This window comes from Segatella copri (genome assembly GCF_019249655.2).
Lineage (GTDB): Bacteria > Bacteroidota > Bacteroidia > Bacteroidales > Bacteroidaceae > Prevotella.
Map to the genome: position 1 here is coordinate 1,955,001 of NZ_CP137557.1, position 25,137 is coordinate 1,980,137.

Consider the following 25,137-nt stretch of genomic DNA (forward strand, 5'->3'; position numbering starts at 1 on the left):
CATGCCTATGGCGATTATGATGAGGCATCGATGTTCTCTTATGCTGCAGCATTGGTTGTGGAAAGTTTCTACAAGCATGTAGTGGGCAAGGGTAAGAAGGTTATCTATCATGGCAATGAATGGATGACCGGTCTTGGCGTTCTTTATGTAAACAAGCATCTCCCGGAGGTGGCAACTGTGTTTACTACTCATGCTACTAGCATCGGTCGTAGTATCGCAGGTAACAACAAACCTCTTTACGACTATCTCTTTGCCTATAATGGCGACCAGATGGCGCAGGAACTTAACATGGAAAGCAAGCATTCTATCGAAAAGCAAACGGCTAAGTATGTGGATTGTTTCACTACTGTGAGCGATATTACTGCCAATGAGTGCAAGGAATTGCTCGACAAGCCTGTTGACTTCGTATTACCTAACGGATTTGATAATAGTTTCGTACCTAAAGCTGCAACATTCTCCAAGAAACGCAAGGAAGCGAGAAAGCGTCTGCTCGATGTGGCTAATGCTTTGATGGGTACTGATCTGGACGATGAAACTCTCATTGTTTCTACTAGTGGCCGTTACGAGTTCCGCAATAAGGGTATCGATGTCTATATCGAGGCAATGAATCGTTTGCTTCGTGACAGCAATCTGAAGAAGAATGTTCTGGCATTCATCGATGTACCGGGTTGGGTAGGTGATCCACGTCAGGATCTTCTGGATCGTTTGAATAGTGGCAAGAAGTTTGATACTCCTCTGGAGGTCCCTGAGATTACCCACTGGTTGCACAACATGAGCCATGATAATGTGCTGGGTATGTTGAAGTACTTCAATATGCATAATAATAAGGAAGACAAGGTGAAGCTGATTTTCTTGCCTTGCTATCTGACTGGCGATGATGGTATCATCAACAAGAGTTACTATGATGTAGTATTGGGTAATGACCTCTGCATCTATCCTTCTTATTATGAGCCATGGGGCTACACCCCATTGGAGGCAGTGGCGTTCAAGGTTCCTTGTATCACAACCGATTTGGCTGGCTTCGGTCTTTGGGCAAACTCAGAGAAGGGAAGCTACAGCGAGATTGAGGATGGTGTGAAGGTTATCAAGCGCACAGACTACAACTATTCAGAGGTGGCTGATGCCATCAAGGATACAGTGGCTAAGTACTCAGGCTTCACCAAGACTCAGGTGAACAAGTGCCGCAAGAATGCCGAGAAGCTTTCGGAGAAGGCTTTGTGGAAGCACTTCATTGAGTACTATTATGATGCCTACGATTTCGCTTTGCGCAAGGCAGAGGCACGTATGAAGAAATAAGAAATATCTCTCTTTATTGTGAGAAATCACGATATAACAATTAGAGAAAATTAATACTTTATAAATCGAAACACAATGAAAATTAAAGCAGACTATGCTAATGCTCCTCAATGGAAGGAGACAACCATTAAGTCAAGCCTTCCTAAAGAGTTGAAGTGCTTGGATGAGATTGCTCACAACATGTGGTGGGCATGGAACTATGAGGGTCGTGACCTGTTCAAGAGTCTTGATCCTGACTTGTACGAGAAGTGCAATGCTAACCCAGTATTGCTCTTGGAGCGTTTGAGCTACGATCGCAAGGAGGCTATTGTTAAGGATAAGGAGACAATGGCTAAGGTAAAGAACGTCTATAAGATGTTCCGTGAGTATATGGATGTGAAGCCAAACTCAAAGCGCCCATCTGTAGCTTACTTCTGCATGGAGTATGGTATCAACCAGGTGGTTAAAATCTACTCTGGTGGTCTCGGTATGCTTGCTGGTGACTATATGAAGGAGGCTTCTGATAGCAACGTAGATATGTGTGGCGTTGGTTTCCTCTACAGATATGGTTATTTCAAGCAGTCTTTGAGCATGGATGGTCAGCAGATTGCCAATTATGATGCTCAGAACTTCAATTCTCTCCCTTTGGAGCGTGTTCTGGATGAGAATGGCAACCCTGTTGTCATCGATGTACCTTATATGAACTATCAGGTTCACGCTTATGTATGGCAGATGAACGTAGGTCGTATCAAGTTGTATCTCCTGGATACAGATAATGATATGAACTCAGAGTTCGACCGTCCTATCACTCACTCTCTCTATGGTGGTGACTGGGAGAATCGCCTGAAGCAGGAAATCTTGTTGGGTATCGGCGGTATCCTGACATTGAAGAAACTTGGTATCAAGAAAGATATTTATCACTGCAACGAGGGACATGCTGCTCTCTGCAACCTGCAGCGTCTCTGCGATTACATTGAGGAGGATGGCTTGAACTTCAACCAGGCTCTCGAGTTGGTTCGCGCTTCTTCTCTCTATACTGTTCACACTCCAGTGCCAGCTGGTCACGACTACTTCGACGAGGCTCTCTTCGGTAAGTACATGGGTGGCTATCCACAGCGCCTCGGCATCTCTTGGGATGAGTTCATCGGTATGGGTCGTGAGAATGCAGACGATCACAACGAGCGTTTCTGTCTCTCTACATTTGCTTGCAATACTTGTCAGGAGGTTAATGGTGTAAGTAAGCTCCATGGTTGGGTAAGCCAGCAGATGTTCTCTAACATCTGGAAGGGTTACTTCCCAGAGGAGAACCACGTAGGTTATGTAACTAATGGTGTTCACTTCCCAACCTGGACAGCAACAGAGTGGCGTAAGCTCTATGATACATATTTCGACAAGAACTTCATGAACGACCAGAGCAACGAGGAAATCTGGCATGCCATCTACAATGTTTCAGATGCAGAAATCTGGAATACCCGTATGACATTGAAGAAGAAACTCGTAGCTTACATCCGTGAGAAGTTTACACAGACATGGTTGAAGAACCAAGGTGATCCTGCTCGTGTCGTATCTTTGCTCGAGCGCATCAACCCTAACGCTTTGATGATTGGTTTCTGCCGTCGTTTCGCTACTTACAAGCGTGCTCACTTGCTCTTCACCGACTTGGATCGCTTGGCTAAGATCGTTAACGACCCAGAGCACCCAGTATTGTTCTTCTTCTCTGGTAAGGCTCACCCAGCTGATGGTGCTGGTCAGGGCTTGATTAAGAGAATCTTCGAAATCAGCCAGCGTCCTGAGTTCCTTGGCAAGATTATCTTCCTTGAGGACTACGATATGACTTTGGCTCGTCGCCTGGTTTCAGGTGTTGATATCTGGATGAATACTCCTACACGTCCATTGGAGGCTTCTGGTACATCTGGCGAGAAGGCTGAGATGAACGGTGTTGTCAACCTCTCTGTACTTGATGGTTGGTGGGTAGAAGGTTACCGCGAGGGTGCTGGTTGGGCTCTTCCTGAGAAGCGTACATACCAGAACCAGGGTTACCAGGATCAGCTCGATGCTGCTACTATCTACAACCTCTTGGAGAACGACATCATCCCAATGTACTACAACAAGAACAAGGAAGGCTTCAGCAAGGAGTGGATTCAGGTAGTAAAGAACTCTATCGCTACTATCGCTCCTCACTATACAATGAAGCGTCAGTTGGATGACTACTATGATAAGTTCTACAACAAGGAGGCAGCCCGCTTCAAGAAGTTGAGCGCTAACGACAATGCTTTGGCTAAGGAGATTGCACTTTGGAAGGAAAGCGTTGCTGAGCGTTGGGATGGTATCCACGTTGTATCTAAGGATGATAGCAAGTTGATGGCTGCTGAAACTGGTCAGAAGATCAAGGTTCAGTATGTTATTGACGAGCAGGGCTTGAACGATGCAGTAGGTTTGGAACTTGTTGTATTGAAGGAACAGCCAGAGGATGGCAAGCAGATTTATGCTGTTTATCCATTCAAAATGGTTGGTCACGAGGGCAACAACTTCACATTCGAGGCTGAGATTGAGCCAATCAATGCTGGTTCATTCAAGACAGGCGTTCGTATGTATCCTAAGAACGACAAATTGCCACATCGTCAGGACTTCTGCTACGTTAAGTGGTTGAACTAATTATAGGATGGCGAATATCTCTATTCGCATCACATTATAAAATGAATCCTGCATCTTGCATAGAGATGCAGGATTTTTTTTTGTAAGGGGGAATCTAAATTCTATCTATTAAAAATAGAAAAAGGAGCCTTCCCGCTCTCTGGAAGAGTAGGGAAGACTCCTTTTTTTGCTATATATAATAATGTGGGAATTATTATACCAAATACTGAGAAGAGATACTCTCGTTATCCTCTACGCGGCGGATGGTCTCGGCAAACATATCAGCGATAGTGAGCTGCTTAACCTTGTCGCAACGCTTGGTGTAAGGGATTGAATCTGTGAAAACAATCTCCTCGAGAGCGGAATTCTGTACGCGTTCTGAGGCAGGACCACTCATCACGCAGTGAGAAGCACAGGCGCGAACGGTCTTGGCACCAGCCTGCTTCATGATATCAGCAGCCTTGGTGATAGTACCTGCTGTATCAACCATGTCGTCGATGATGACAACGTTCTTGTCCTTGACATCGCCAATAATCTGCATGCTGGCAACCACATTGGCACGGGCACGAGTCTTGTTGCAAAGTACGAGAGGGCAACCGAAGTACTTAGCATAAGTATTGGCACGCTTAGAACCACCTACGTCTGGAGAAGCAATTACCATATCCTTGAGACGCAAGCTCTGCAAGTAAGGCAGGATGACACCAGATGCATAGAGGTGATCTACTGGAACATCGAAGAAGCCCTGAATCTGATCGGCATGGAGGTCCATGGTGATGAGGCGGTCGATACCTGCTACGCTGAGCAAGTCGGCAACCAATTTTGCACCGATGCTGACACGTGGTTTGTCCTTACGGTCCTGGCGAGCCCAACCGAAGTAAGGCACAACAGCGATAATGTTACGGGCAGATGCACGCTTGGCAGCATCAATCATCAGGAGCAGCTCCATCAAGTTGTCTGAATTAGGGAAGGTGCTCTGTACGAGGAATACGTCGCGGCCGCGGATAGATTCCTCGAAAGAAACTCCAAACTCACCATCAGAGAACTTGGTTACTACCAAATTACCCAGTGGGCAACCTAAACTAGCGCAGATTTTCTCTGCAAGGTATCTCGAGTTAGTACCTGAGAATACCAAATAAGAGTTCTTGTCACTCATTTTTCCTTTAGTGTTTACGTGTATTAATAGTTATGATATATTTCTTTCTTCTTATCTTATTTTAACTGATTGCTTTTCTCAATCTTTCGAAGTGCTGGATGAGCTCCTTGAAGTCGGTCTCGTTGTGGATGTCGAATCGGTTCCAGATGTCGCCACAGATTACGACTCCACCGAATCCTAAATCCTTTGCCGCTTTGAGATTTTCCAGACTCATGCCTCCCAGGGCATACACCTTCTTGTCGATGAGTCCAGCTTTGGCTGCCATCTCCAGCTGTTGCAGGGAGAAGGAAGATTTCTCGTCCTTGAACTCAATGCAGTCGAAGATGTTCTTCAAGAAAACATAGTTCGACTTCTTCTTCATCTCCTTCAGCATGGAAAGATCGGTACAGGTACGACTGTACTTGCCCTTATAGCCATCTGGAACAGGAGCAAGCGGATCATCGATGTGTATTCCCGCCAAGTCATATTCTTGCTTGAGGTAATAATGGTCGTGAACCGTCACCTTGCGCCGGTAGTCTTCTGGCAATAAAGTGAGCAAGCGCTCAGAGTACATGGGCGAAGAACCTGGCTTGAAAAGATGCAGGTTGTCCATGCCCTCGTCGAACAACGAGGTTAGTATTTTGTCTTCCTCCACAAAGAATGTGGACTTGGTCATTATTGCTAATTTCATCGTCAAAATGCATTTTATACTGCAAAAGTATTAAAAATTTCGCAAACCTGCAATTATATCGGGATAAAAAGCTATCTTTGCACCATAAAATTAATATTTATCAAGAAATGAGAGTGAATTTATCAACTTTTAGCGGGTTAAACACCCCAATTTACGTTTTGGAGGAGGAACGCCTGAGAAGCAACCTGAGCCTCATCAAAAGTGTGGCCGATCGTGCCGATGTGGAGATTATTCTTGCCTTCAAGGCATACGCTTTGTGGAAGACTTTTCCTATCTTCAGAGAGTACATTCAGTCTACCACGGCGAGTTCATTGAGCGAGGCAAAGCTGGCTTTCGAGAAGTTCGGAAGTCCGGCGCATACATTCTCGCCAGCTTATACCGATTACGAGATTGATGAGATAGCCCGATGCTCAAGCCATCTTTCGTTCAATTCGCTTTCGCAGTATGAGCGATATCATGAGCGTGCCCGACTGGCGAATCCTGCCATCAAGTATGGATTGAGAGTGAACCCGGAATATTCCGAGGTGGAGACCTTATTATATAATCCATGCGCTCCGGGAACCCGATTCGGCGTGTCGGCAGATAAACTGCCCGAAACCTTACCTTCGGATATCGAGGGCTTCCACTGCCATTGTCATTGCGAGAGTGGGGCAGATGTCTTTGAGCGTACCTTGGCGCACATCGAAGAAAAGTTTGCCAAATGGTTCCCGCAGCTCAAATGGATCAACTTTGGAGGTGGCCATCTGATGACCCGAAAGGATTACGACGTTTTACACCTTATTAATATATTAAAGGGATTTCATGCCCGTTATCCTCATCTCAAGGTCATCATGGAACCGGGTAGTGCTTTCGGATGGCAAACCGGTCCGCTGGTTACCCAGGTAGTAGATGTGGTAGAGGATAAGGGTATCAGAACAGCAATTATCAATGCAAGTTTCACCTGTCACATGCCGGATTGCCTCGAAATGCCATACATGCCAGCCGTGAGAAATGCCGAAACGCTGGAAGTAGACGACCCGATGAAGGCTCCAGAGGGGGACCATATATATAGAATAGGAGGCAATAGTTGTCTCAGTGGTGACTTCATGGGCTTCTGGAAATTTGATCATGAACTGGAAATTGGTGAAAATATCATCTTCGAAGACATGCTTCACTACACCACCGTGAAGACAAATACCTTCAATGGCATCACTCATCCGGTCATCGGAATCGTTCATTTGGATGGAAATTTAGAAATTTTGCGCCAATTTGGCTATGAAGACTATCGCGACAGGATGGATTAAGGAAAGACGTTTTTAGTAAGTAAACTGCAAAATCGCCCCCGAAAAGGGGCGATTTTTGCCTAAAAATGCCTGTTTTTACCCCAAAATGAAGAAAAAAGTGCTTTTTTTGAAAAAAAATCGCTGAAAAATTTGGTGGGTTCGGAAAAATGTAGTACTTTTGCAACCGCATTCAGAGGAACGCTCCTATGAAAGTTAGGAAATAAGCGGAAATAGCTCAGTTGGTAGAGCACAACCTTGCCAAGGTTGGGGTCGCGGGTCCGAGTCCCGTTTTCCGCTCGACATTTTGAAACAATAGAAATTCTGTTTTGAATACGGAGTTTTTGAGAACGGAGAGGTGGCGGAATTGGTAGACGCGCTACTTTGAGGGGGTAGTGACAATTGTGTCGTGGGAGTTCGAGTCTCCTCCTCTTCACTTCTCGAAAATGAACAAGCGGAAATAGCTCAGTTGGTAGAGCACAACCTTGCCAAGGTTGGGGTCGCGGGTCCGAGTCCCGTTTTCCGCTCGAATAAAAAGTATTCAGCTTCAGTGTTTCTGAATTTAAGCCCAAGTGGCGGAATTGGTAGACGCGCACGTTTCAGGTGCGTGTGTTTTTCAACGTGCAGGTTCGAGTCCTGTCTTGGGCACAAATATTCAAAATGGTATTTAAATGTTGGAGAGGTGGCGGAATTGGTAGACGCGCTACTTTGAGGGGGTAGTGACAATTGTGTCGTGGGAGTTCGAGTCTCCTCCTCTTCACACATTTTTATTATTATTCTTAAGCGGAAATAGCTCAGTTGGTAGAGCACAACCTTGCCAAGGTTGGGGTCGCGGGTCCGAGTCCCGTTTTCCGCTCTATTTTATATTGAAAATAGAGAAACATACCTATTATGAATTTATATTTAAGATATTTTGATCAGGAAACATTGGTTAACAATGTTGATGAAGCAATAGATTTTTTGAAAGGTATTCCGGAGATTGGAATGGATGCTGAACTAGAGGCTGATATTAGAGATTATGCCGCTAGCGATGTTTGCTATCCAAAACGCTATAAAGTTCGCCCACGTATTTATTTCATTGTTATCAAGACTCTTGCTGCTACTATGCAGGATTTCAAGGACAAGAAGGCTTTGCGTAATACAGCGTCTGCTGAACGCCAGGAGAATCCAGTCATGTTGCAACTTGCTGAGGAGCAGCCGGGTTGGTACGAGGGTTCTATCGACTTTAAGCGTGTAGTGCTGGTACCAGCTACAGGTAAGTTTGAATACCGTGATACTCATTTCGTGGCTAACGTGAAGGCTATGTCTGGCTTAGACTGCTACACCCGTATCGTGGAATACTTGAAGGATCATGTAGATTCACGCAGTCAGTTCCCTTCTGCAAAGGGTAAGAATTTCCATTTCCGTTATCTCGGAATGTGGAAGTAACTAATTTATAAAAGGAGAAACGATGAATAAGGTAATGTTGATTGGTAATGTGGGAAAGGAGCCGGATGTGCATTATTACGATGCGGATCAGGCGGTGGCTCAAGTGTCTTTCGCTACTACGGAGAAAGGATACACCTTGGCCAATGGTATGAAAGTGCCCGACCATACCGATTGGCATAACCTTGTGTTTTTCCGTGGTCTGGCTAAGGTCGTGGAGAAGTATGTGCACAAGGGAGACCGTCTCTATGTAGAAGGACGAATTCGTTACCGATTGTATGATGACAAGCAGGGAAAGCGACATAATATCACAGAGATTTACGTGGATAATATGGAGATGCTCACTTCGCGTTCTGCATCATCTTCTGCATCATCGGCTCAGCCTGTTCAGCCTGTGCCTGCTCAGCCTGCTGCAAGTCAGCAGGCTTCTTCGACAACGGATTCATCCACTGCCGGGGCTACAGATCAGAATGATTTACCATTTTAAAATTTTCAGCTCAGAAATTGGATATATCTACCATAACAGATGCTTTTGGAGATGTGGTGCTCTTGTATCCATCTACCGGAGTTCTGGTAGCCGCAGGTTTAGCGGCTATCTTACTAGGTGCGTCAGCTTTTGCCAGCGGTTCCGAAATCGCCTTTTTTAGTTTATCACCTGCAGATGTTGCGGAACTGGAGAATGAAAAGACTGATGCCGACAGAAAAATCATGATGTTGCGTGAGGATTCCGAACGTACATTGGCTACCATATTGATAACCAATAACTTCGTGAATGTAACCATTATCATGCTTCTTAACTATGTTTTTGCGGGTATCGTGGAGTTTGGACCGAAGGCTTATTGGCTTCAGTTCCTCATCATCACCGTAGTCTTAACTTTCTTGCTCTTGCTCTTTGGTGAAATCATGCCAAAGGTATATGCCCGTCAGGATTCCCTTAAGTTCTGCCGCCGTTGCGTGAGTGGCATCATGTTGTCACGTAAACTGTTCTGGCCCTTGGAGAATGTTTTGCTCAAGAGTGGAATCGTGGCGGAAAAAATCATACAGAAAGAAAATCATGTCTTGAGTGTCGATGATTTGGAGCAGGCTTTGGAATTGACTGATAAAAATGATATCAAGGATGAACAGAGCATGCTGAAGGGTATCATCCGTTTTGGTGATGAAACTGCCAAGGAGGTGATGACCAGTCGACAGAATATCATAGACCTGGATATCCGCAGCACTTATCCTGAAGTATTGAAATGCATTGAGGAAAACAACTACAGCCGTATTCCCGTTTATCAGGATAATACGGATAATATCCGTGGCGTGTTGTATATCAAGGACTTATTGCCTCATCTCACGAAGGCTTCCAACTTCCGTTGGCAGAGCTTGATTCGTCCTCCTTACTTTGTTCCTGAAACCAAGAAGATAGATGATCTGCTTCGCGAGTTTCAGGACAACAAGGTTCATATCGCCATTGTAGTAGATGAGTTCGGCGGTACTTCCGGTATCGTAACTCTTGAGGATATCCTTGAGGAAATCGTAGGAGAAATCAACGATGAATATGATGAGGAGGAGAAGTTCTACTCGAAATTAAATTACAACACCTTCATCTTTGAAGGAAAGACCTTACTTTCTGATTTCTGCAAGATTCTGAATGTAGATGACGAAGAGTTCGAGGAGGTTGAGGGCGATGCTGATTCTCTGGCTGGTCTGCTCTTGGAAATTAAGGGCGATTTCCCAAGCATGCACGAGAAGATAGATTATAAGAACTATACTTTTGAGGTGATGAACATCGAGGAGCGCCGTATTAGTAAGATCAAGGTGACGGTGCATCCCGTGAAAGAAAACGTGGAGGATTCTTCTAAGTAATCATCTGGGTTTCATTTTAAAACAGATTATAATAGAAAATATGGCAGTAGTCAATATACGAGAAGTTTATCCAGGTGTGAGTCTGGGCTTGTGGCAGATGGATGAGACTGTAGAACAGTTGTTTGAAGCATATCCTCTTCTGCAGGCTTACCGCTCCCAGGTGGAAGAGAAATATAAGAACGATGGCAGGAAACTGGAGTTTCTTGCCATTCGTGCATTAATGTATGAGATGCTCAAGACGAACGGAGCTTCCAAGGGCTTGCTTTCTCATGCGGGTGACATTACCCACAACGAGGCTGGAAAGCCATTGTTCCGTGGTTATCATATCAGCGTTTCGCATACCAAGGGTTATGCTGCGCTTATCCTTTCCAAGAATAAGGAAGTGGCGGTAGATATCGAATACTTCAGCGATAGGGTAGAGCGCATCGCTTCCAAATTCCTGCGAAAGGATGAGAAGGCGGAAGATCTGGATGCCAAGCTGGTGCATTGGTGTGCCAAGGAAACGGTCTTCAAGTTATTCTCAGAGGAAAAACTGATGTTTGAGGATATGCGGGTAAAGCCATTTGATACGATGGCAGACTGGTCGTGTGATGTGGAGAATCTCAAGAGCAGGAAGACGGCTCATGTGGATTTCGAATTAACCATGGAGTTTGTTCTTACCTATGCTGCGCTGTAATATCCTGACCATCTTCCTGGCATTCAGCCTGTTGGCTGGAGCACAGGATTGGAAAGTAGTGAGAGAGAATCCTCAGAAGGCTTTTCCGAAAACCGTGGCTGCGGGCAACTACAGTGGCATTGCTCATCTGCATGATGATATCTATGCGGTGGTAAGCGACAAGTCGGATAGTGCCCTGTATTTCAACTTCCGAATTCAGGTGAATCCCAAGACTGGCGAACCGGAACAGGTAGAGAACCTGGGTTTTACCGAGAGAACAGATGGAACGCTGAACGACGGCAAGCCTTGGCAGGGGCTGGAGAAGGGATTTGACCATGAAGCCATCGTGAAGGTTTCTGATTCTACCTTGGTGATAGCAAGCGAAGGATATTGCCGTTTAAAGGAGTTTCCTATTCTGCCTACTTCGGCAGATGCTGCCAAGGTTGGCTATCAGCAGAACCTTTGGGAAAGCAGATGGCCTTCTACTGATTTTTATCCTAATTATAATTTTGAGTCTCTGGCTTTTGATTCCGTCCGGCAGTATCTTTGGACGATACCTGAGAGCACGCTTCGCAAGGACGGACAGCCTGCTACTCCTCAAAACGGATTGGCCAACCAGCTTCGTTTGATGAGGTTTGATTGGGGAAAGATGAAGGAAAATCGTAACAAGGAAGATAATGGCAAGGAAGACAGTAGCGAGCAAGTGAGCAGCAAGAAAGACTCTCGTTATATGATGACCTATGCCTATCAGATGGATCAACCTTCTACCCATAAGAAAGCAGATATCTATGTGATGGGGGTAAGTGAGCTTTGTGCCTTGCCCGATGGTCAGCTTCTGGTTCTGGAGCGTGAGGCTTTTATTCCGAAAATCAAAATCGGTGCTTTCTGCAAGTGCAAGCTCTATCTAATCAATCCTTTGAATTCAGGAGAGTTTTCTACGGATGAGAAGTCTTCTATGAAAGAGAAGTTTTCATCAGATACTCCTTTCTTAAAGAAGAGATTACTCACGGAATGGAAAACTGGTTTATCGCTTTCCAAGCGTTCTTTTGCCAATTACGAAGGCATGTGTCTGGGCCCCAAGCTGGAAGATGGTTCCCAGGTTGTCATCCTGCTGTCTGATTCGCAGGATCAATACGCTGGAGTATTGAAAGACTGGTTCAAGACGATAGTCATCAGAAAGGAATAAAGTTGTTATGTTGTAATCCTCAATCTCGTCCATAACCATCTAGGAATGAGTCGCCAGAAAAAGACGAGGATATCGTATCTCCAGTCTATCACCTTTACTTCCTTTCCGCTTTCGATGGCATTCACGATATGTTTCGCCACATCTTCCGGTTTAAGCTGCAGCGGATAGCTGCTGCCTGCGATAAGGTCGGTCTTTACGAAACCTGGTCGGATATCTGTAATGGCGATGGGAAGATGGCGCATCCGTGCCTGCTGCGACAGGCATTCCAGATAATGGTTCTGGAATCGCTTGGTGGCAGAGTAGGCAGGAGCTGCACCGAGACCTTTGGTTCCGGCGATGGAAGTGATGCTGGCAATGCGGAAATTCTGACAGGTATGGTTTGCCTTCTTCTTACTTTCAGAAACAGAAAGTTCACTCTTATTGGTTGGAGTAGAAGACTGGGCGGCAAACCAGTTGAATGCCGTATCCACCATTCTCGTGAATCCTAAGCCGTTGGTTTCTAGGGTCTTCATTTCCTTTTCTATATCCAGCGAGTTGTTCTGCCAGCCAATGCCGGAACTATGGAAGTAGAGGTCCATGCCTCCCAATTTATCGATGAGTTCGAGAAGTTGGGCAGGAGCATCGGGAGAAGTCACGTCTATTTGCTGGTAGCAGGTAATTCCGCCCTGCGAAATCAGCGCCTGCAATCTTTCGATTCTTCTTCCGGCGATTCCTACCTGCCATCCTTTTGCAGCAAGCAGTTTCGCCACTTCCATTCCGATGCCCGATGTGGCACCCATTACAATTGCTTTCTTTGCCATATAGTCCTATTATTATATAAGGTGAAGTCTTGATATTCCTATTTTATAAAGGTGAAGTCTTGATAGTTCTTATTTTTATATAAGGTGAAGTTTTGTCTAACTCTATCTAAACATCTAAATCGCTTTTACTCTTCAGCAGAGCTTCCGCCTTCTTCACGCTTCCTGCTTTCAGTATCAGTTGCTTCACTTCCTCGTAATTCGTGTATTCCGGATTGCGTTCCATGAAGATACGGCAGGCGCGGTCAATGAGTTTATGGTTGATAAGCTTGGCGTTCACCATCTTGTTGCCTTCCACTCGTCCTTGGCGTATCTGGAGAGAAGTACTGATCATATCCAGAATCATCTTCTGCGATGAACCGGCTTTCATGCGGGTACTTCCCGTTACGAACTCCGGTCCCGTGATGACCTCTACAGGATAATCGGCAGCCTGGGCGATGGGAGCGTGGGGATTGTTGACGATGCAACCCGTAGGAATGCCTGCCTCCTTGCAATGTTTCAGGATGGCGAGCACGAAGGGAGTAGTGCCGCTTGCCGAGAAGCCCAGCACGAAATCATGCTTTGAGATATGCTTGTCGCAGAGCTGGTGCCAGCCATTCTCCAGGTCGTCTTCTCTTGATTCCCTGGTTTGTGTAAGGCAGCCGATGCCTCCAGGGAAGATGGCCTGTATCTGTGAACCGTCGATACCATAGGTGTTCTGCACTTCGATAGTATCGAGTGTAGCCAGTCTTCCGCCCGTTCCGCAACCGGCATAGAAGAGCCTTCCGCCCTTCTTCAGCTGCCCTTCGATGGCGGAAATCTGTTGGTTGATAGCGGGTAATGCTTGTTCTATCGCCAGCGCCACCTTCTTGTTTTCTGCATTGATATGAGCGGTGAGTTCTTCCACGCTCATCTTCTCCAGATGTTCGTAGAGCGAGCTCTGTTCTGTTATTCTTTTATCTACTTTGTTTGACATATTACCAAAATCTTTAGATTGTAGAATGTCTTGGAGTATCCTATGTATTATATGTATATTGCTGATAATCCTGATGCAGGTATCTATTTTTCTGCCAGAAAATAAACCGGAGCATTTCTGGAACCTTCTTTTATCAGGAAGCCGGATTCTTCCAGTTTCTTCAACCAGTTGAGTGCAGTCTGTTTGCGGATATGAAATTCCATTTCCAGAGTTCTGCGGTTGATGGAGCGATGGTTTTTCATATACTCTCTTATTTTCTCCTTCAAAGCATCTTCAGAGAAGGGGTAGGAGCGGGAAGTATATTGCGATTTCTCGAAATGAGTATGATACTTTACCTGTTTCAGCAGGTCTTCATTGGGGCGGAACTTGATGCCCCTTACGCTAACGTAGTCGGCTCTCACCTTGCTGTCTGGCTTCAGTTCATCCATATCCAGATTTACCGAGAGTGAGAGGTATCCGATTTCCGGGATGTTGATACGCTTTCCATTCTGAAGGTCTTCTTCGATAATGTCACGCAGTTGCATGAAGACTGTAGCCACTTCTCCCTTTCCCAAACAGCTATGTTGTGCTATACGTTCAATCATCTGTTTGTCTGTCATAGCTGGTTGCTCAAAGATATGGGCGAATCGACGAGTTTCTTCATTTCCTCCCGCATTGGGAAGATAATGGATCTCATATTTTATAGCCATTGTTTTCTTCTTTCTGTTTAGCGATACAAAGGTAATCTTTTATTCTTAAACTACCAAATAAAAATGGCACTAATATGGACGAGCGGTGTCATTGATATATGTGAGCAGTGTTATTGATATATGTGAGTGGTGTAAATGATGTATGTAAGTTGTGTCATTGATATATGTAAGGACTGCTTATTATGTATGAACAAGCATCGAAAGAAGCTTTGAAAGTTGTCGGAATATACTATAGAAGTTGTCGGAATCATTAATGTCTGTCGTCGGGATTATAGCATTCGCCAGTCGCACAACAGCTGTTGTGCGCTTGCATATCAGCTGTTATGCGCTTGCACAACACGTGTTGTGCGCTTGTAATCCAGCTGTTGTGCAGTAAACTTTGTAACTCCCATCCTTCACCATAAGTCTTTGATATTTAGTAGAATCAAAGAAATGGTGAGGGATGTTTGTATTTGTTATATCATTTTATCCATCAATCCAAATGCTTAAAGCTTTTGATAGCTTGAACTCTGGCAGTTGTGCTATGATGCAACGACGCAAGAATTTGAATACTCCGTTATAACATTCCATTATTATCTTGCCATCCAAACTCAAAATGGCATAAGTATTATAGATTGGTACTTCGTGGTTCCAACTACCATTTACCCGATGGTAGTCATTATCGCTTCCTATTTGATAAGTTTGGAAGCTTTTCTTGCTTAGTAAAGCTAAGCGAGATGAAGTGTCAGGAATACTATTAAGTTCTTCCAATACATCAGGAACATCATAGTTGTTGCCATCTTGGTAACGCAATTGATAGAACTTCTCCAAGAAAGGGATGAACTCTTTGTCTAACAACTTTTCGTCAAGTGTGTAAACATAATAATCCTCTGTTTCTTGGCGAACGTAAATGTCTTCAAGGTGATACTCTTTTTCTATCTCCTTGAAAATGTCTTCGAGTGGCATCTCGTCAAGATGCTTCGATATTTCTTTCTTTCCAATGGCTGTTTTTATCTTCAGCCCGATTGCTAAATAACATCCCATGATTTTGTATTTTTAAGTTGTGTTAATGAGGTAAAGTAGTCACCTTGTTATATGGCAATTCCTTTCCTTGTTACATTATGATTAAACCATATCTATCCATATTAATATATGTGTTGCAAAAATACGAGTTTTCTTTCTAATCACCAAATTTTTATAATAAAAGAATGCCTAAAAAGGCAAAAAATAGTGAAATAGAGCATTTGTTCCTCCGTAGTCGGACAATAAAGATGGAAAGAACATATAAAAAAGCATAAAAAGTTTCTGATTTTTCTCACAAACAAATTAGATTTCATATCTTTGCGCAAAATTAGAAACAATGACAGAACTATTGAGTATATTATATAAGCTGCGGATATTCACTTTGGATGAACTTTCTGAGGCTCTGAAAGGCAAGGTGAAATCGGTGGAAGCGTTGCTTGCTCGGTACAAGCAACAAGGGTGGATTGTGGCTATACGGCGCAATACCTATTGCATGAAGGATATTGCGTCGGGTTTACCTGTTTGCGACAAGTATGAGATAGGAAGCCACTTGTCACCTACAGCTTGCATCAGTTATCACACAGCATTGGAATTTCATGGATTGGCTCATCAACCCTTCAATGAGGTTTTTGTGAAAAGCATGACTCGCTTCAATTCCTTTTCTTTCGACGATGTGGATTATACCTATTGCCGACAAACAAAGGAAATCGTTGGTATGATGACACCCAAGGGAAACCCTTATGTGCGAGTAACGGATGTGGAGAGTACGTTGTTGGATTGCTTTGACCGCATCGACCGAGCTGGTGGTATTGAGGAATTGCTGCATTGCATGGAGGGTATCGTCTTGCTCAATGAGGAAAGGCTCATCGATTATCTCGCAAGGTACGACAAGGCATTCCTGTACCAGAAGACAGGCTATCTGTTGGAGCGAATCAAGGAACAAGCCAACATCTCAGAATCCCTCTTGGAGCTGTGCCGAGCCAAGGGAACCAAAAGCGTCAAGTGGTTGACTAACAACGAAGAGTCGGATACATTTGTAAATAAATGGCGCATGTATGTGCCGCAAGAACTAACATCAAAGGAAGAATATGAACTCATATAACAAACAAGCTCTTGACATCATCGCCAAGGAGCAAGGCTTTATTCGCGACAACCTCGAAAAGGTGATGCGACTGGTGGAGATACTCAACTATTTCCATGACAGTCCTTTGCTGTCTAAATCTGCTGTTCGAGGATAAAGAGATGGTCAATAGAATCAAATTTCATCCTATGGCTTTGTGGAAGACAAGGAGTCGTTGAATGTTTTTTCTGTAAATTTTGAAAAAAGTTGTTGTTTTGCTTAGTTTTTTGATTCCCTCAACTGTATATACAGTATATGGACTATAAAACAGAGAATAGGCTATGAGTAAATATCTGATAAGTTTGATTTTGCTTTCGGTGATAAGTATGGGCGTTTCTGCCCAACGCATTACCCGACAATATAATAATGTGTCATTCTCTGCGGCATTGAAGGATTTGAATGCTCGACAGGATAAGTATGTCATCAACTTTGTGTATGACGAGTTGGAGGATTTCAAGGTGACGAAGAGCATCAAAAATGAAAGTGTTCCAGATGCCATCATGAACTTGATAGGTTTTTACCCTATCAAGATGAAACAAGTGGATAATATTATCATTGTAGAATGTATTCAAAAGACTTCTAACAGAATGATGGGACGCATTGTAGACACTCACCATCAACCAGTCGATTTCGCCAATGTCGCTTTACTCAATGTTAGTGATTCCAGTTTAATCACGGGTGGTGTAACAAATGAGAATGGTCAGTTCGTAATTCCTTGCGAGGTGAAAAAGGCGATTGTGAAAGTAAGTTGTGTGGGCTACAAAACTTATTGTAATGCATATCGTACCGGTGAGGTTGGTGCCATAACCTTGGAGGATGCAACACTTAATCTGCAAAAAGTTGTGATTAAAGGGCATCGCAAATACATATCAAGAGAAAACGGTAAACTTACGCTTGACGTTCAAAATTCCAATTTGAAAAATATTGGCAAGGCAACAGATGTTATCAAATATATTCCTGGGATGCTCTATACAAATGGAAAGTATGAGGTGTTTGGTAAGGGTGAGCCTGTCATCTATATAGATGGAAGAAAGCAGACTAATACTTCAGGGTTGTCACTCCTTTCTTCTACCAACGTGAAGTCTGTACAGCTCATAACAAACCCTGGGGCAGAATACGATGCAGAAACAAGGAGTGTCATAAACATCACTACCGTACACCATTCCTTGGATGGACTTTCTGGTATTGTGGGTGCGGAAATCTCCAAACATAAGAATTTGTCTAACAACGAGGAGGTCAACCTCAACATCCACAAGGGAGCTTTGGATGTATTCCTCGCATATCAATATGACAATACGAGAAGTGACATCAGATATGATGTTAACCAGTTCAATTACGAGCAAGATACATTTCATGAGATTTCTGCTTCTGAATATTCCGACCGCTCTCGCTCTCATGATTATAATGTTGGTATGAATTATGCCATAAACAAGAATCACACTATCGGCGGAAGATATTTGGGAAGCATCTCCAACTACAAGATGCTCGACTCTCCTTTCGACTATATGCAGACGTACAAGAATGATGAACTGCTGACATCTACAGACAACAAGACTGAAGAATCTGAAAAGGAAAGGTTTCACAATGTCAATCTGTATTATATCGGCAAACTAACAGACAACCTACAGCTCAATTTGGATGCCGACTATGTTTATGCTCAACTGAAACATAAGCAACAAGTGAGCGAGACAAGTAGAATAGATGCTGTCTCAAAAATCACGCATATGCAAAACGACCAGCGAAATCGTGCGACTGCACTCAAAGGGGTGTTTGCTTGGAACATGAATAAGAATAATAGGCTTGATTTCGGAACGGATTTCAGTAAAATCAGTTCATGGGGTATGTCTGTAAACGAAGAAGGGAAGATAACCGATGACCAATTCAAGAATAAGGAAACCAAGTATGCAGGATTTGCCACTTTTCGTTTGTCTGCCTCCAAATGGAAAGGAAGCATCGGGCTTCGCTATGAGTACATTCATGCCATCAACACAGACCAAGGAGAAGTAAAGAACAAGACCAATTATTCGGACTTACTTCCATCCCTTTCTCTTTCCACTATGTTTGGGAGAGTGGGGATGAATCTTGATTTCAGTAGCAGGGTCAGCCGTCCTTCGTTTCGTCAGTTGAACAACAGTGTGAGCTACAACAATCAATACCATTATGAGCAAGGCAACATTTATCTGAAACCGCAATACGTGTATGATACAGAACTTAGTGTGAATTATAGCATATTCGACTTCAAGTTGGATTATCAGTATATCAAGGATTACATCCATCCGACTGTCGTTGCTGTATCCGGCAAACCTGGAACGGTAACTTGGATGTCAACCAACGCCAAGGATTTCCAGCAACTAGGAGCGCAATGTGTTGTTTCACCTGTTTTGGGTTGTTGGCGACCTACTTTGACGGTGGGTGTTTATAAACCTTATTTCACGCTATCATATAATGGAGAGCAATTAGACTACAATCGTCCATACGGTCTCTTCGCTTTCCAAAATGTAGTGGCACTAAGGAACGATTGGCTTTTTCGATGTGATTTCTTTTGGAACATTAAGGGACATCATGGCATCTACGAGCAAAACGGTTATTCGTCATTCAATATGATGGTGCAGAAACAGTTAGTTAAAAAGAAATTGACGATAACATTGAAAGCAGAGGACTTGTTTGATAGCTCGAAGTTGAACGATGTAAAGAGGGTTAATTTTGTGGTGCAGAACAGAAAGGTGAATAACTTCAATCGCTGCATCATAGCTTCCATTAGTTACAACTTCAATAGTTTCAAAGATAAATACAACGGAAGCGGTTCTGCTGAGGATGAGATTAATCGTTTTTAGAAAAGTATTGGTTTTCAAATCAACCTCTAAAATGCAATACCCAAATTCTGTGTGATGAATATCTCAGGATTTGAAAAGAGTTGTTTGATAAGCAAACATATGCACATTGCAGAAATTAGAACCGTTGCTAAATTATTACCTCTATTGATGTAAAACACTCATAAATCGCTCATTTTAAGATGTTCTGAATATCTTAAAATAAGTGTTTGGTGAGTTTTTTATATCTGTGGTGTCTGTGGCTTTATCTGCTTTCATGGTTAATTATCTGTAATTAAACAATACGATAGAGTTGAAATCAAATAAAAATATCACTACTGTCCAATAAAAAAGGGCAATTCGATCTTTGAAACAGTTGAATTATAGTCTTTTATGCAGTATTTTGCAATGAAACGGACTTGATTTTGTAACTTTGCAGCCAAAAAGAATTGGCTACTATGTTTCAAGACAAATATGTTTTCGCTCAACTTACTGCATTTCTGAATAGAACTCAGTTCAACAACTACGTACGCAAGTATGATGGCAACCGATACGTGAAACACTTCACTTGCTGGAACCAGCTTCTTGCAATGATGTTTGGGCAACTGAGCAATCGTGAGAGTTTACGTGACTTGATAGTTGCGTTGGAAGCTCATCGAGCTAAGCAATATCATCTGGGGCTTGGACGTAATACTATCGTAAAAGCAACTCTTGCTTATGCCAATCAGACTCGTGATTACAGGATTTTCGAAGACTTTGCATTCTATATGATGAAGGAAGCTTGCAAAAAGCGAGAAACCAACATTTTGAATATACCAGGAAAGAAGTATGCTTTTGATTCGACAACTATTCCGTTGTGTCTTGCAACTTTTCCATGGGCAAAGTTCAGAAGTAAGAAAGGAGGAGTCAAAGCACATGTCTTATATGACGTAGAAGCACAAGTTCCAGCTTTCTATACTGTGACCACAGCATCAAAGCATGATTCTACAGCAATGTCTTCAATTACGTATGAACCAAATAGTTACTACATTTTCGATAGGGCTTATGATACTTTCAAGGAACTTTATAAGATTCATCTTACAGGTTCCTACTATGTAGTCAGAGCCAAAACGAACTTGAAGTACAAAATGGTAAAATGGAAGCGAAGAATGCCAAAGAATGTACTAACTGATGCAGAAGTAAAACTAACAGGATATCTTTCCGAAAAGAAGTATCCTGAATCATTCAGATTCATTCGATACTACGATGAAGAAGATGATCGTGAGTTTACTTTTCTGACGAATGCAAAGCATCTTTCTGCGTTGGATGTCGCGAATCTATATAAAAAAAGATGGTTGGTTGAACTATTTTTCAAATGGCTAAAGCAGCATCTTAAGATAAAGAGATTCTGGGGCACAACGAAGAATGCTGTACGCATACAGATTAGTGTTGCCATTATCACTTATTGTCTCGTGGCTATTGTGCACCATGATATGCAATTGAAACGCTCGACATATGAAGTTTTGCAGATTCTAAGCATTTCATTGACGGACAAAACCCGTCTAAGAGATCTATTTGATAAGACTATTTTCAACGATGTCAAAGAACTCGATTATCCCCTTTTTAAGGGACTATTTGATTAATTAATTAACGTGTCCAATTTTTATTGGACACTAATGTAAAAATATGTATTTTTGTAGCCGAATAGCGTATTTAAAAAGAGATCCGATGGCTTGCTGAATCGGAGAACAGATAGAAAGAGTAATATTCAGAATAGCTTATGAATAAAGAAAAAGACGATTTCTTCCTCCATTCCAACGAGGTGAATCATATCAACAGAGAAGATTACGAGAAGATTGAATTATTGGTGAATGCGGCAAAAGCCTTTGCCCGCAGCACCTACCAGTGCGTCTATATCATCGACTATTTTCATCAGGACTTCATCTATGCATCAGATAACCTCGCTTATCTCTGCGGATTGGAACCTGAGCAGTTGATGGACGCAGGCTATCAGATGTATATCGATCATGTTCCGGATGCCGACCTGCAGATGCTGCTCGAAGTGAACAAGAAAGGTTTTGATCTTTTCAATGAATTGCCTGTGGGCGACCGTCTGGACTATACCATCTCGTACGACTTTCATCTTACCAATGGCAGGCATAGCCGATTGATTCATCATCACCTCACTCCGATACTTCTTTCTGATGATGGAAGAATCTGGCTTGCCCTCTGCACCGTATCATTGGCTGCAACCGATGAACCGGGACATATCATCATGCAGAAAAATGGTGAGCGTAGCTATTTTGAATATTCCACATTGCTCCACAATTGGGAAAAGAAAGAAGGCATAACCTTGAGCGAGACAGAGAGAGATGTTTTGAGATTGTCTGCCCAAGGTTACACGATGAATGATATTGCCGACCGACTATGCAAATCGGTTGACACTATAAAGGCTTGCAAGCGCAACCTTTTCGCCAAGATAGGCGTGAAGAACATTGCCGAGGCACTGTTTCATGCCACGAATTATCAGATGATATAATCAGAATCATATCTCTTCCAACAATGGCGAGAGATAGAACTTGGGGAAGTATTTCACCTCCTTGCCTTCCGCAAGGTTTGCGAGAATGTTGGCACAATAGCCGGCGGTAATATATGCCCCGATGCCCCGTTGCGGGAAAGACTCATTGGAATAATGCCTGATGGCTTCATCTATCCAAGGCACAGGCATCTGCCAGAACATACCGTACTGCGAGATATACTTGCCCAGTGAGCAACGGAAATCATCCGTTCCTTTTTTCACTACTTCGCTGAATGGATAGCCTTTCGGTTTCTCTACAGCGAGAAAGGCAGCCTTGCCAAGATTGACGGCATGGATAACGGTGATGCCCTGCTCCTTACATTTCTCATCGAAAGCGAAGGAGGCTTCGTTGTCACGCAAGGTTGCATTCACCGCATACCGGATGCCCGACAAGTCGCATGCATCCACATCTTCCATCGTCAGCGTATCCTTTTCTATGCGATAGATATGAAATCTATCTTCCTGCCGAGGGCTTTTATGGAAGTCATGGCGCAAGGCACAGGAAGCTATCAAGCCTCCCAAGTCTGCGCCACTAATCAACAATTTTATTGGGTTGTTCATTTATAGAGAGATTTATTGTCATTACACCATTGCTGGATTCAGCAGATAGACAGATTACATTCTGTTCTTCTGGCTTTCTCCAGCACCCGTACCCTTATACTTGCTTCTTGTAGTGTTGAACTTATACCGTACAGTAAGCGACACTCTGCTTGTTGACAGTCCATCATACACCATTTCCTTTATTTTGCCAAAATGAGCAATCATATGGCTATCGTTTGTCCCGAACAAATCATAGATGAAGAGCTGAAACGACAAACGATCCTTCAAGAAAGCCTTATATGCGGAAACATTCGTGCAAAACATTGGCTTGTACAGATACTGGTTCTTCTCATGGCCTTTCGTGATATACGACATCATCCACGTAAACATTCCTAATTTGGTGTTGAGGGTGTTGTCAAAACGGAATGAAGCCATTGGCTTATTGAGCGATTTCCCATCGTGCGTCTCCATATCAAACCATTGCTTGTCAACGGATGCGGTAAACGAAGGATACCAAATGCCAAACGAAGGGCGCAAGTTGATGGATGCCTCTACGTCATTATACGAATTCCCATTCACAGGCTTCATCAAGCCTATTGCTGGATTATCCTTATAAGTCTCCACTGTTGACATAATTGGATGTGAAGTATGACTGTAGGTCATGTCGAAAGTCAACCACTTGTAAGCCAATTCGTAGTTGAGATTTTTGCTTATCTCAGACACTAAGAATGGATTTCCCGTTTCATACGTGTAGCGGTTGTCATACTGTATGCCGCTGCGTAAATTTTGATAGGAAGGGCGATTGATGTCGGCTGCATAGCTCAGCTGCATCTGTACATTGCCCACAGGCAGCGACACGCTGAGCGATGGGAACCAATTGCCGTACGACTTGCTTTGCTCTGGCACATACTTGCCATACTCATAGTAATTGAAGTCGATGTACTCGTATCTCAATCCTGCCTCCATGCTCACGTTTCCGAAATCTCTTGAATAGGTCAAGAATGAAGAAGTCATGCTTTCTGTAATACGGCTGTCATCATCCGACACAAAGTTGGTTGGCACAACCTGATACTTTGAGGTACGATGGGTGTTAGAATATTCGCCACCCAAAGACAATTCACCACCTAATAATGGATAAGAAAGAACCAGCTTGGAAGCGAGCAAATGATAGTTCTTGTTAGTCAAGCTATGAACCGTCTGGCTTTGTGCATTCATCCCCACTTCCTGGTATTGCTCTTTGGTAACATCGTTCTGGTATTCCTTCGACCATAGCCAGTCGGTATTGAAGTCGATGCCGAGTTTGCCAATCTTTCCCACATAGTAAATGTTGCTTGAAAGATTATTCTTCTGCCAAAAGAAATCAGCATGACTATCAGAACTTTCAGACAATTCTTCGTCTTGCAATATAGAAGAACTCATATCGCCGTTCCATGTTTGTTTTGGATTTCTTAGAAAACCAAAGTTGGCACCTATAGAGTTATTGGCATCCAACTGGTAGCTGGCATCCAATCGAAAGTTCATGGCTTCGATAATACCTACTTGTCTTATCTCACTTTTCTGGTTCCACGTCTTGTCAAGATAAGTCTTCTGCTGTAAGTCTTTGTTATCGGGTTGGTATTGCTTTGCTCCAAAGGCGTATGCGCCCAGCTCTAATCCATTTTTGCGATAGTTCATATTCAGCCTGCCATATCCTCCAATGTTCTTTTTCTCGTCGTACGATCCTTCTGTTGTAGCGTCAAATCCGAAGCCCTCGCCTTGTATCTTCTTCGTTGTGATACGGATGACCGCCTTGGTGCTGGCTGCGTAACGAGCACCAGGGTTAGTGATGACTTCCACCGACTTGATGTTATCGGAATGCAAACGGTCCAGCTCGCTCTTGTCTCTCATCTGTCGTCCATTGATATAGATAACAGGCTCACCACGTCCGAATACCTTGATGCTGCCATTTTGGGCAGAAACGTTAGGGATGCGGTCGAGCAGGTGTTCCATGGTTCCTGCCTTCTCAAGTACGGATCCGACAACGGTTGTCGTCATTCCGCCATTCTTCAGAATAGTCTTAGGCAGTGATGACTTCACGACTACTTCGCCGAGCATCTTGCTGTCTTCTTCCATCTTGATGATGCCCACATTCTCACCAGTGCAATCCTTGCAGATTGTCTTATAGCCTACGGATGTCACCTTGATGATTCCGCCGTTGCAGGAAGAGTCGATGACAAAGCTGCCATCCGCTCCACTCACTGCGCCCTTGACGAAAGCCGAGTCTGTTCTATTCAATAATACTACATTGGCAAACGCCAAAGGTTCTCCCTTGGTATTCATCACCTTGCCGGTGATATTCTGCGCCATCATCGGAGTCATAGCCGAGAGGTACAACACTGTGGTAAAAATTACTTTTTCCTTCATATTGCTACAGTTTTGCTTGATTCATTTATTTTTCTGCTGCAAAAGTATAGCTTTATAGGAAAAAGCCTTTGACACAAAAGTGTATTTCTCAAGAGTGCGGCTTAAGAATTACACTTTTGTGTATAAAAAGAAAGGATAAATAGCGTTTGGTGATAG

Annotated in this window: 21 protein-coding genes and 6 tRNA genes (1 of these 27 cut by a window edge); 19 read left to right on the plus strand and 8 right to left on the minus strand. The window is 43.4% G+C overall.

Going from position 1 to position 25,137, the window contains the following annotated elements:
• Window positions 1-1,296: the 3' portion of a glycogen/starch synthase gene (locus KUA49_RS07635; protein WP_203040382.1), read on the plus strand. 366 nt of this gene lie to the left of the window's left edge; 1,296 of the gene's 1,662 nt are visible here — the last part of the coding sequence; its start codon lies beyond the left edge, outside the window; the stop codon is at window positions 1,294-1,296.
• A 75-nt stretch (window positions 1,297-1,371) separates the two neighbouring features.
• Window positions 1,372-3,930, plus strand: coding sequence for an alpha-glucan family phosphorylase (glgP, locus tag KUA49_RS07640; protein ID WP_203040383.1), 2,559 nt, complete (start codon window positions 1,372-1,374; stop codon window positions 3,928-3,930).
• A 193-nt stretch (window positions 3,931-4,123) separates the two neighbouring features.
• Here glgP and KUA49_RS07645 read toward each other — a convergent pair whose 3' ends face one another.
• Together KUA49_RS07645 and KUA49_RS07650 are read right to left on the minus strand one after the other, a co-directional pair.
• Window positions 4,124-5,062, minus strand: coding sequence for a ribose-phosphate pyrophosphokinase (locus KUA49_RS07645; protein WP_203040384.1), 939 nt, complete (start codon window positions 5,060-5,062; stop codon window positions 4,124-4,126).
• A gap of 61 nt (window positions 5,063-5,123) precedes the next feature.
• Complete coding sequence (locus KUA49_RS07650) at window positions 5,124-5,732, minus strand: thiamine phosphate synthase (RefSeq protein WP_203040385.1); 609 nt, start codon at window positions 5,730-5,732, stop codon at window positions 5,124-5,126.
• A 107-nt stretch (window positions 5,733-5,839) separates the two neighbouring features.
• On the opposite strand from KUA49_RS07650, the gene nspC reads away from it, so the two are divergent.
• From nspC to KUA49_RS07710, 12 genes are all read left to right on the plus strand, one after another.
• Window positions 5,840-7,015: a carboxynorspermidine decarboxylase gene (nspC, locus tag KUA49_RS07655; RefSeq protein ID WP_218413360.1), complete on the plus strand. Its 1,176-nt coding sequence runs from the start codon at window positions 5,840-5,842 to the stop codon at window positions 7,013-7,015.
• Between the two features lie 203 nt (window positions 7,016-7,218).
• Window positions 7,219-7,291 (plus strand) — tRNA-Gly (locus KUA49_RS07660).
• 52 nt (window positions 7,292-7,343) lie between these two features.
• A tRNA-Leu gene (locus KUA49_RS07665) sits at window positions 7,344-7,427 on the plus strand.
• Between the two features lie 18 nt (window positions 7,428-7,445).
• Window positions 7,446-7,518: transfer RNA gene (locus KUA49_RS07670), tRNA-Gly, on the plus strand.
• A 39-nt stretch (window positions 7,519-7,557) separates the two neighbouring features.
• Window positions 7,558-7,639: transfer RNA gene (locus KUA49_RS07675), tRNA-Leu, on the plus strand.
• A gap of 28 nt (window positions 7,640-7,667) precedes the next feature.
• A tRNA-Leu gene (locus tag KUA49_RS07680) sits at window positions 7,668-7,751 on the plus strand.
• Between the two features lie 23 nt (window positions 7,752-7,774).
• Window positions 7,775-7,847, plus strand: a tRNA-Gly gene (locus tag KUA49_RS07685).
• Window positions 7,848-7,882: 35 nt separating this feature from the next.
• A complete protein-coding gene (locus KUA49_RS07690; protein WP_203040387.1) occupies window positions 7,883-8,419 on the plus strand; it encodes a hypothetical protein in 537 nt (178 codons plus the stop codon).
• A gap of 22 nt (window positions 8,420-8,441) precedes the next feature.
• On the plus strand, window positions 8,442-8,903 hold the full coding sequence (locus KUA49_RS07695; RefSeq protein WP_218413359.1) for a single-stranded DNA-binding protein: 462 nt from the start codon (window positions 8,442-8,444) through the stop codon (window positions 8,901-8,903).
• 17 nt (window positions 8,904-8,920) lie between these two features.
• Window positions 8,921-10,267 carry a gliding motility-associated protein GldE gene (gene gldE / locus KUA49_RS07700; RefSeq protein WP_218413358.1) on the plus strand — a complete coding sequence of 449 codons (1,347 nt, stop codon included), beginning with the start codon at window positions 8,921-8,923 and terminating at the stop codon, window positions 10,265-10,267.
• Window positions 10,268-10,307: 40 nt separating this feature from the next.
• On the plus strand, window positions 10,308-10,943 hold the full coding sequence (locus KUA49_RS07705) for a 4'-phosphopantetheinyl transferase family protein (RefSeq protein WP_218413357.1): 636 nt from the start codon (window positions 10,308-10,310) through the stop codon (window positions 10,941-10,943).
• Window positions 10,930-12,108 carry an esterase-like activity of phytase family protein gene (locus KUA49_RS07710; RefSeq protein WP_218413356.1) on the plus strand — a complete coding sequence of 393 codons (1,179 nt, stop codon included), beginning with the start codon at window positions 10,930-10,932 and terminating at the stop codon, window positions 12,106-12,108. Before KUA49_RS07705 ends, KUA49_RS07710 begins: the two co-directional genes overlap by 14 nt.
• A gap of 5 nt (window positions 12,109-12,113) precedes the next feature.
• Here the strand turns inward: KUA49_RS07710 and KUA49_RS07715 are convergent, their stop codons facing one another.
• The 4 genes from KUA49_RS07715 to KUA49_RS07730 form a co-directional block, all read right to left on the minus strand.
• Window positions 12,114-12,908 (minus strand): SDR family NAD(P)-dependent oxidoreductase, encoded by a 795-nt coding sequence (locus KUA49_RS07715; protein WP_218413355.1) that lies wholly within the window; start codon window positions 12,906-12,908, stop codon window positions 12,114-12,116.
• A 106-nt stretch (window positions 12,909-13,014) separates the two neighbouring features.
• Window positions 13,015-13,860, minus strand: coding sequence for an N-acetylmuramic acid 6-phosphate etherase (locus KUA49_RS07720; RefSeq protein WP_218413354.1), 846 nt, complete (start codon window positions 13,858-13,860; stop codon window positions 13,015-13,017).
• 83 nt (window positions 13,861-13,943) lie between these two features.
• On the minus strand, window positions 13,944-14,549 hold the full coding sequence (locus KUA49_RS07725; RefSeq protein ID WP_218413353.1) for an HU family DNA-binding protein: 606 nt from the start codon (window positions 14,547-14,549) through the stop codon (window positions 13,944-13,946).
• Between the two features lie 465 nt (window positions 14,550-15,014).
• A complete protein-coding gene (locus KUA49_RS07730) occupies window positions 15,015-15,572 on the minus strand; it encodes a hypothetical protein (protein WP_218413352.1) in 558 nt (185 codons plus the stop codon).
• Between the two features lie 316 nt (window positions 15,573-15,888).
• Between KUA49_RS07730 and KUA49_RS07735 the strand changes: the two genes are divergently transcribed.
• From KUA49_RS07735 to KUA49_RS07755, 5 genes are all read left to right on the plus strand, one after another.
• Window positions 15,889-16,653 (plus strand): type IV toxin-antitoxin system AbiEi family antitoxin domain-containing protein, encoded by a 765-nt coding sequence (locus KUA49_RS07735; protein WP_218413351.1) that lies wholly within the window; start codon window positions 15,889-15,891, stop codon window positions 16,651-16,653.
• Window positions 16,640-16,789, plus strand: coding sequence for a hypothetical protein (locus tag KUA49_RS07740; RefSeq protein WP_186292252.1), 150 nt, complete (start codon window positions 16,640-16,642; stop codon window positions 16,787-16,789). The genes KUA49_RS07735 and KUA49_RS07740 overlap by 14 nt, the downstream gene beginning before the upstream one ends.
• A 163-nt stretch (window positions 16,790-16,952) precedes the next feature.
• Entirely contained in the window at window positions 16,953-19,505 is a 2,553-nt protein-coding gene (locus tag KUA49_RS07745) for an outer membrane beta-barrel protein (protein ID WP_218413350.1), read from the plus strand.
• A gap of 434 nt (window positions 19,506-19,939) precedes the next feature.
• Window positions 19,940-21,103 carry an IS4 family transposase gene (locus KUA49_RS07750; RefSeq protein ID WP_153128003.1) on the plus strand — a complete coding sequence of 388 codons (1,164 nt, stop codon included), beginning with the start codon at window positions 19,940-19,942 and terminating at the stop codon, window positions 21,101-21,103.
• A gap of 137 nt (window positions 21,104-21,240) precedes the next feature.
• Entirely contained in the window at window positions 21,241-21,999 is a 759-nt protein-coding gene (locus KUA49_RS07755; protein ID WP_218413081.1) for a helix-turn-helix transcriptional regulator, read from the plus strand.
• A gap of 6 nt (window positions 22,000-22,005) precedes the next feature.
• Here the strand turns inward: KUA49_RS07755 and KUA49_RS07760 are convergent, their stop codons facing one another.
• Both KUA49_RS07760 and KUA49_RS07765 read right to left on the minus strand, forming a co-directional pair.
• Window positions 22,006-22,599: a hypothetical protein gene (locus KUA49_RS07760; RefSeq protein WP_218413080.1), complete on the minus strand. Its 594-nt coding sequence runs from the start codon at window positions 22,597-22,599 to the stop codon at window positions 22,006-22,008.
• Window positions 22,600-22,653: 54 nt separating this feature from the next.
• Complete coding sequence (locus tag KUA49_RS07765; protein WP_218413079.1) at window positions 22,654-24,981, minus strand: TonB-dependent receptor domain-containing protein; 2,328 nt, start codon at window positions 24,979-24,981, stop codon at window positions 22,654-22,656.
• Between the last annotated feature and the right edge of the window lie 156 nt (window positions 24,982-25,137).

What these genes read in the sequence shown, in the direction of transcription:
- glgP (WP_203040383.1), top strand. Translation starts at nt 1,372, where the DNA reads ATGAAAATTAAAGCAGACTATGCTAATGCTCCTCAATGGAAGGAGACA.
- KUA49_RS07645 (WP_203040384.1), bottom strand. Translation starts at nt 5,062, where the DNA reads ATGAGTGACAAGAACTCTTATTTGGTATTCTCAGGTACTAACTCGAGA.
- KUA49_RS07650 (WP_203040385.1), bottom strand. Translation starts at nt 5,732, where the DNA reads ATGAAATTAGCAATAATGACCAAGTCCACATTCTTTGTGGAGGAAGAC.
- nspC (WP_218413360.1), top strand. Translation starts at nt 5,840, where the DNA reads ATGAGAGTGAATTTATCAACTTTTAGCGGGTTAAACACCCCAATTTAC.
- KUA49_RS07690 (WP_203040387.1), top strand. Translation starts at nt 7,883, where the DNA reads ATGAATTTATATTTAAGATATTTTGATCAGGAAACATTGGTTAACAAT.
- KUA49_RS07695 (WP_218413359.1), top strand. Translation starts at nt 8,442, where the DNA reads ATGAATAAGGTAATGTTGATTGGTAATGTGGGAAAGGAGCCGGATGTG.
- KUA49_RS07705 (WP_218413357.1), top strand. Translation starts at nt 10,308, where the DNA reads ATGGCAGTAGTCAATATACGAGAAGTTTATCCAGGTGTGAGTCTGGGC.
- KUA49_RS07710 (WP_218413356.1), top strand. Translation starts at nt 10,930, where the DNA reads ATGCTGCGCTGTAATATCCTGACCATCTTCCTGGCATTCAGCCTGTTG.
- KUA49_RS07715 (WP_218413355.1), bottom strand. Translation starts at nt 12,908, where the DNA reads ATGGCAAAGAAAGCAATTGTAATGGGTGCCACATCGGGCATCGGAATG.
- KUA49_RS07720 (WP_218413354.1), bottom strand. Translation starts at nt 13,860, where the DNA reads ATGTCAAACAAAGTAGATAAAAGAATAACAGAACAGAGCTCGCTCTAC.
- KUA49_RS07725 (WP_218413353.1), bottom strand. Translation starts at nt 14,549, where the DNA reads ATGGCTATAAAATATGAGATCCATTATCTTCCCAATGCGGGAGGAAAT.
- KUA49_RS07730 (WP_218413352.1), bottom strand. Translation starts at nt 15,572, where the DNA reads ATGGGATGTTATTTAGCAATCGGGCTGAAGATAAAAACAGCCATTGGA.
- KUA49_RS07735 (WP_218413351.1), top strand. Translation starts at nt 15,889, where the DNA reads ATGACAGAACTATTGAGTATATTATATAAGCTGCGGATATTCACTTTG.
- KUA49_RS07740 (WP_186292252.1), top strand. Translation starts at nt 16,640, where the DNA reads ATGAACTCATATAACAAACAAGCTCTTGACATCATCGCCAAGGAGCAA.
- KUA49_RS07745 (WP_218413350.1), top strand. Translation starts at nt 16,953, where the DNA reads ATGAGTAAATATCTGATAAGTTTGATTTTGCTTTCGGTGATAAGTATG.
- KUA49_RS07750 (WP_153128003.1), top strand. Translation starts at nt 19,940, where the DNA reads ATGTTTCAAGACAAATATGTTTTCGCTCAACTTACTGCATTTCTGAAT.
- KUA49_RS07755 (WP_218413081.1), top strand. Translation starts at nt 21,241, where the DNA reads ATGAATAAAGAAAAAGACGATTTCTTCCTCCATTCCAACGAGGTGAAT.
- KUA49_RS07760 (WP_218413080.1), bottom strand. Translation starts at nt 22,599, where the DNA reads ATGAACAACCCAATAAAATTGTTGATTAGTGGCGCAGACTTGGGAGGC.
- KUA49_RS07765 (WP_218413079.1), bottom strand. Translation starts at nt 24,981, where the DNA reads ATGAAGGAAAAAGTAATTTTTACCACAGTGTTGTACCTCTCGGCTATG.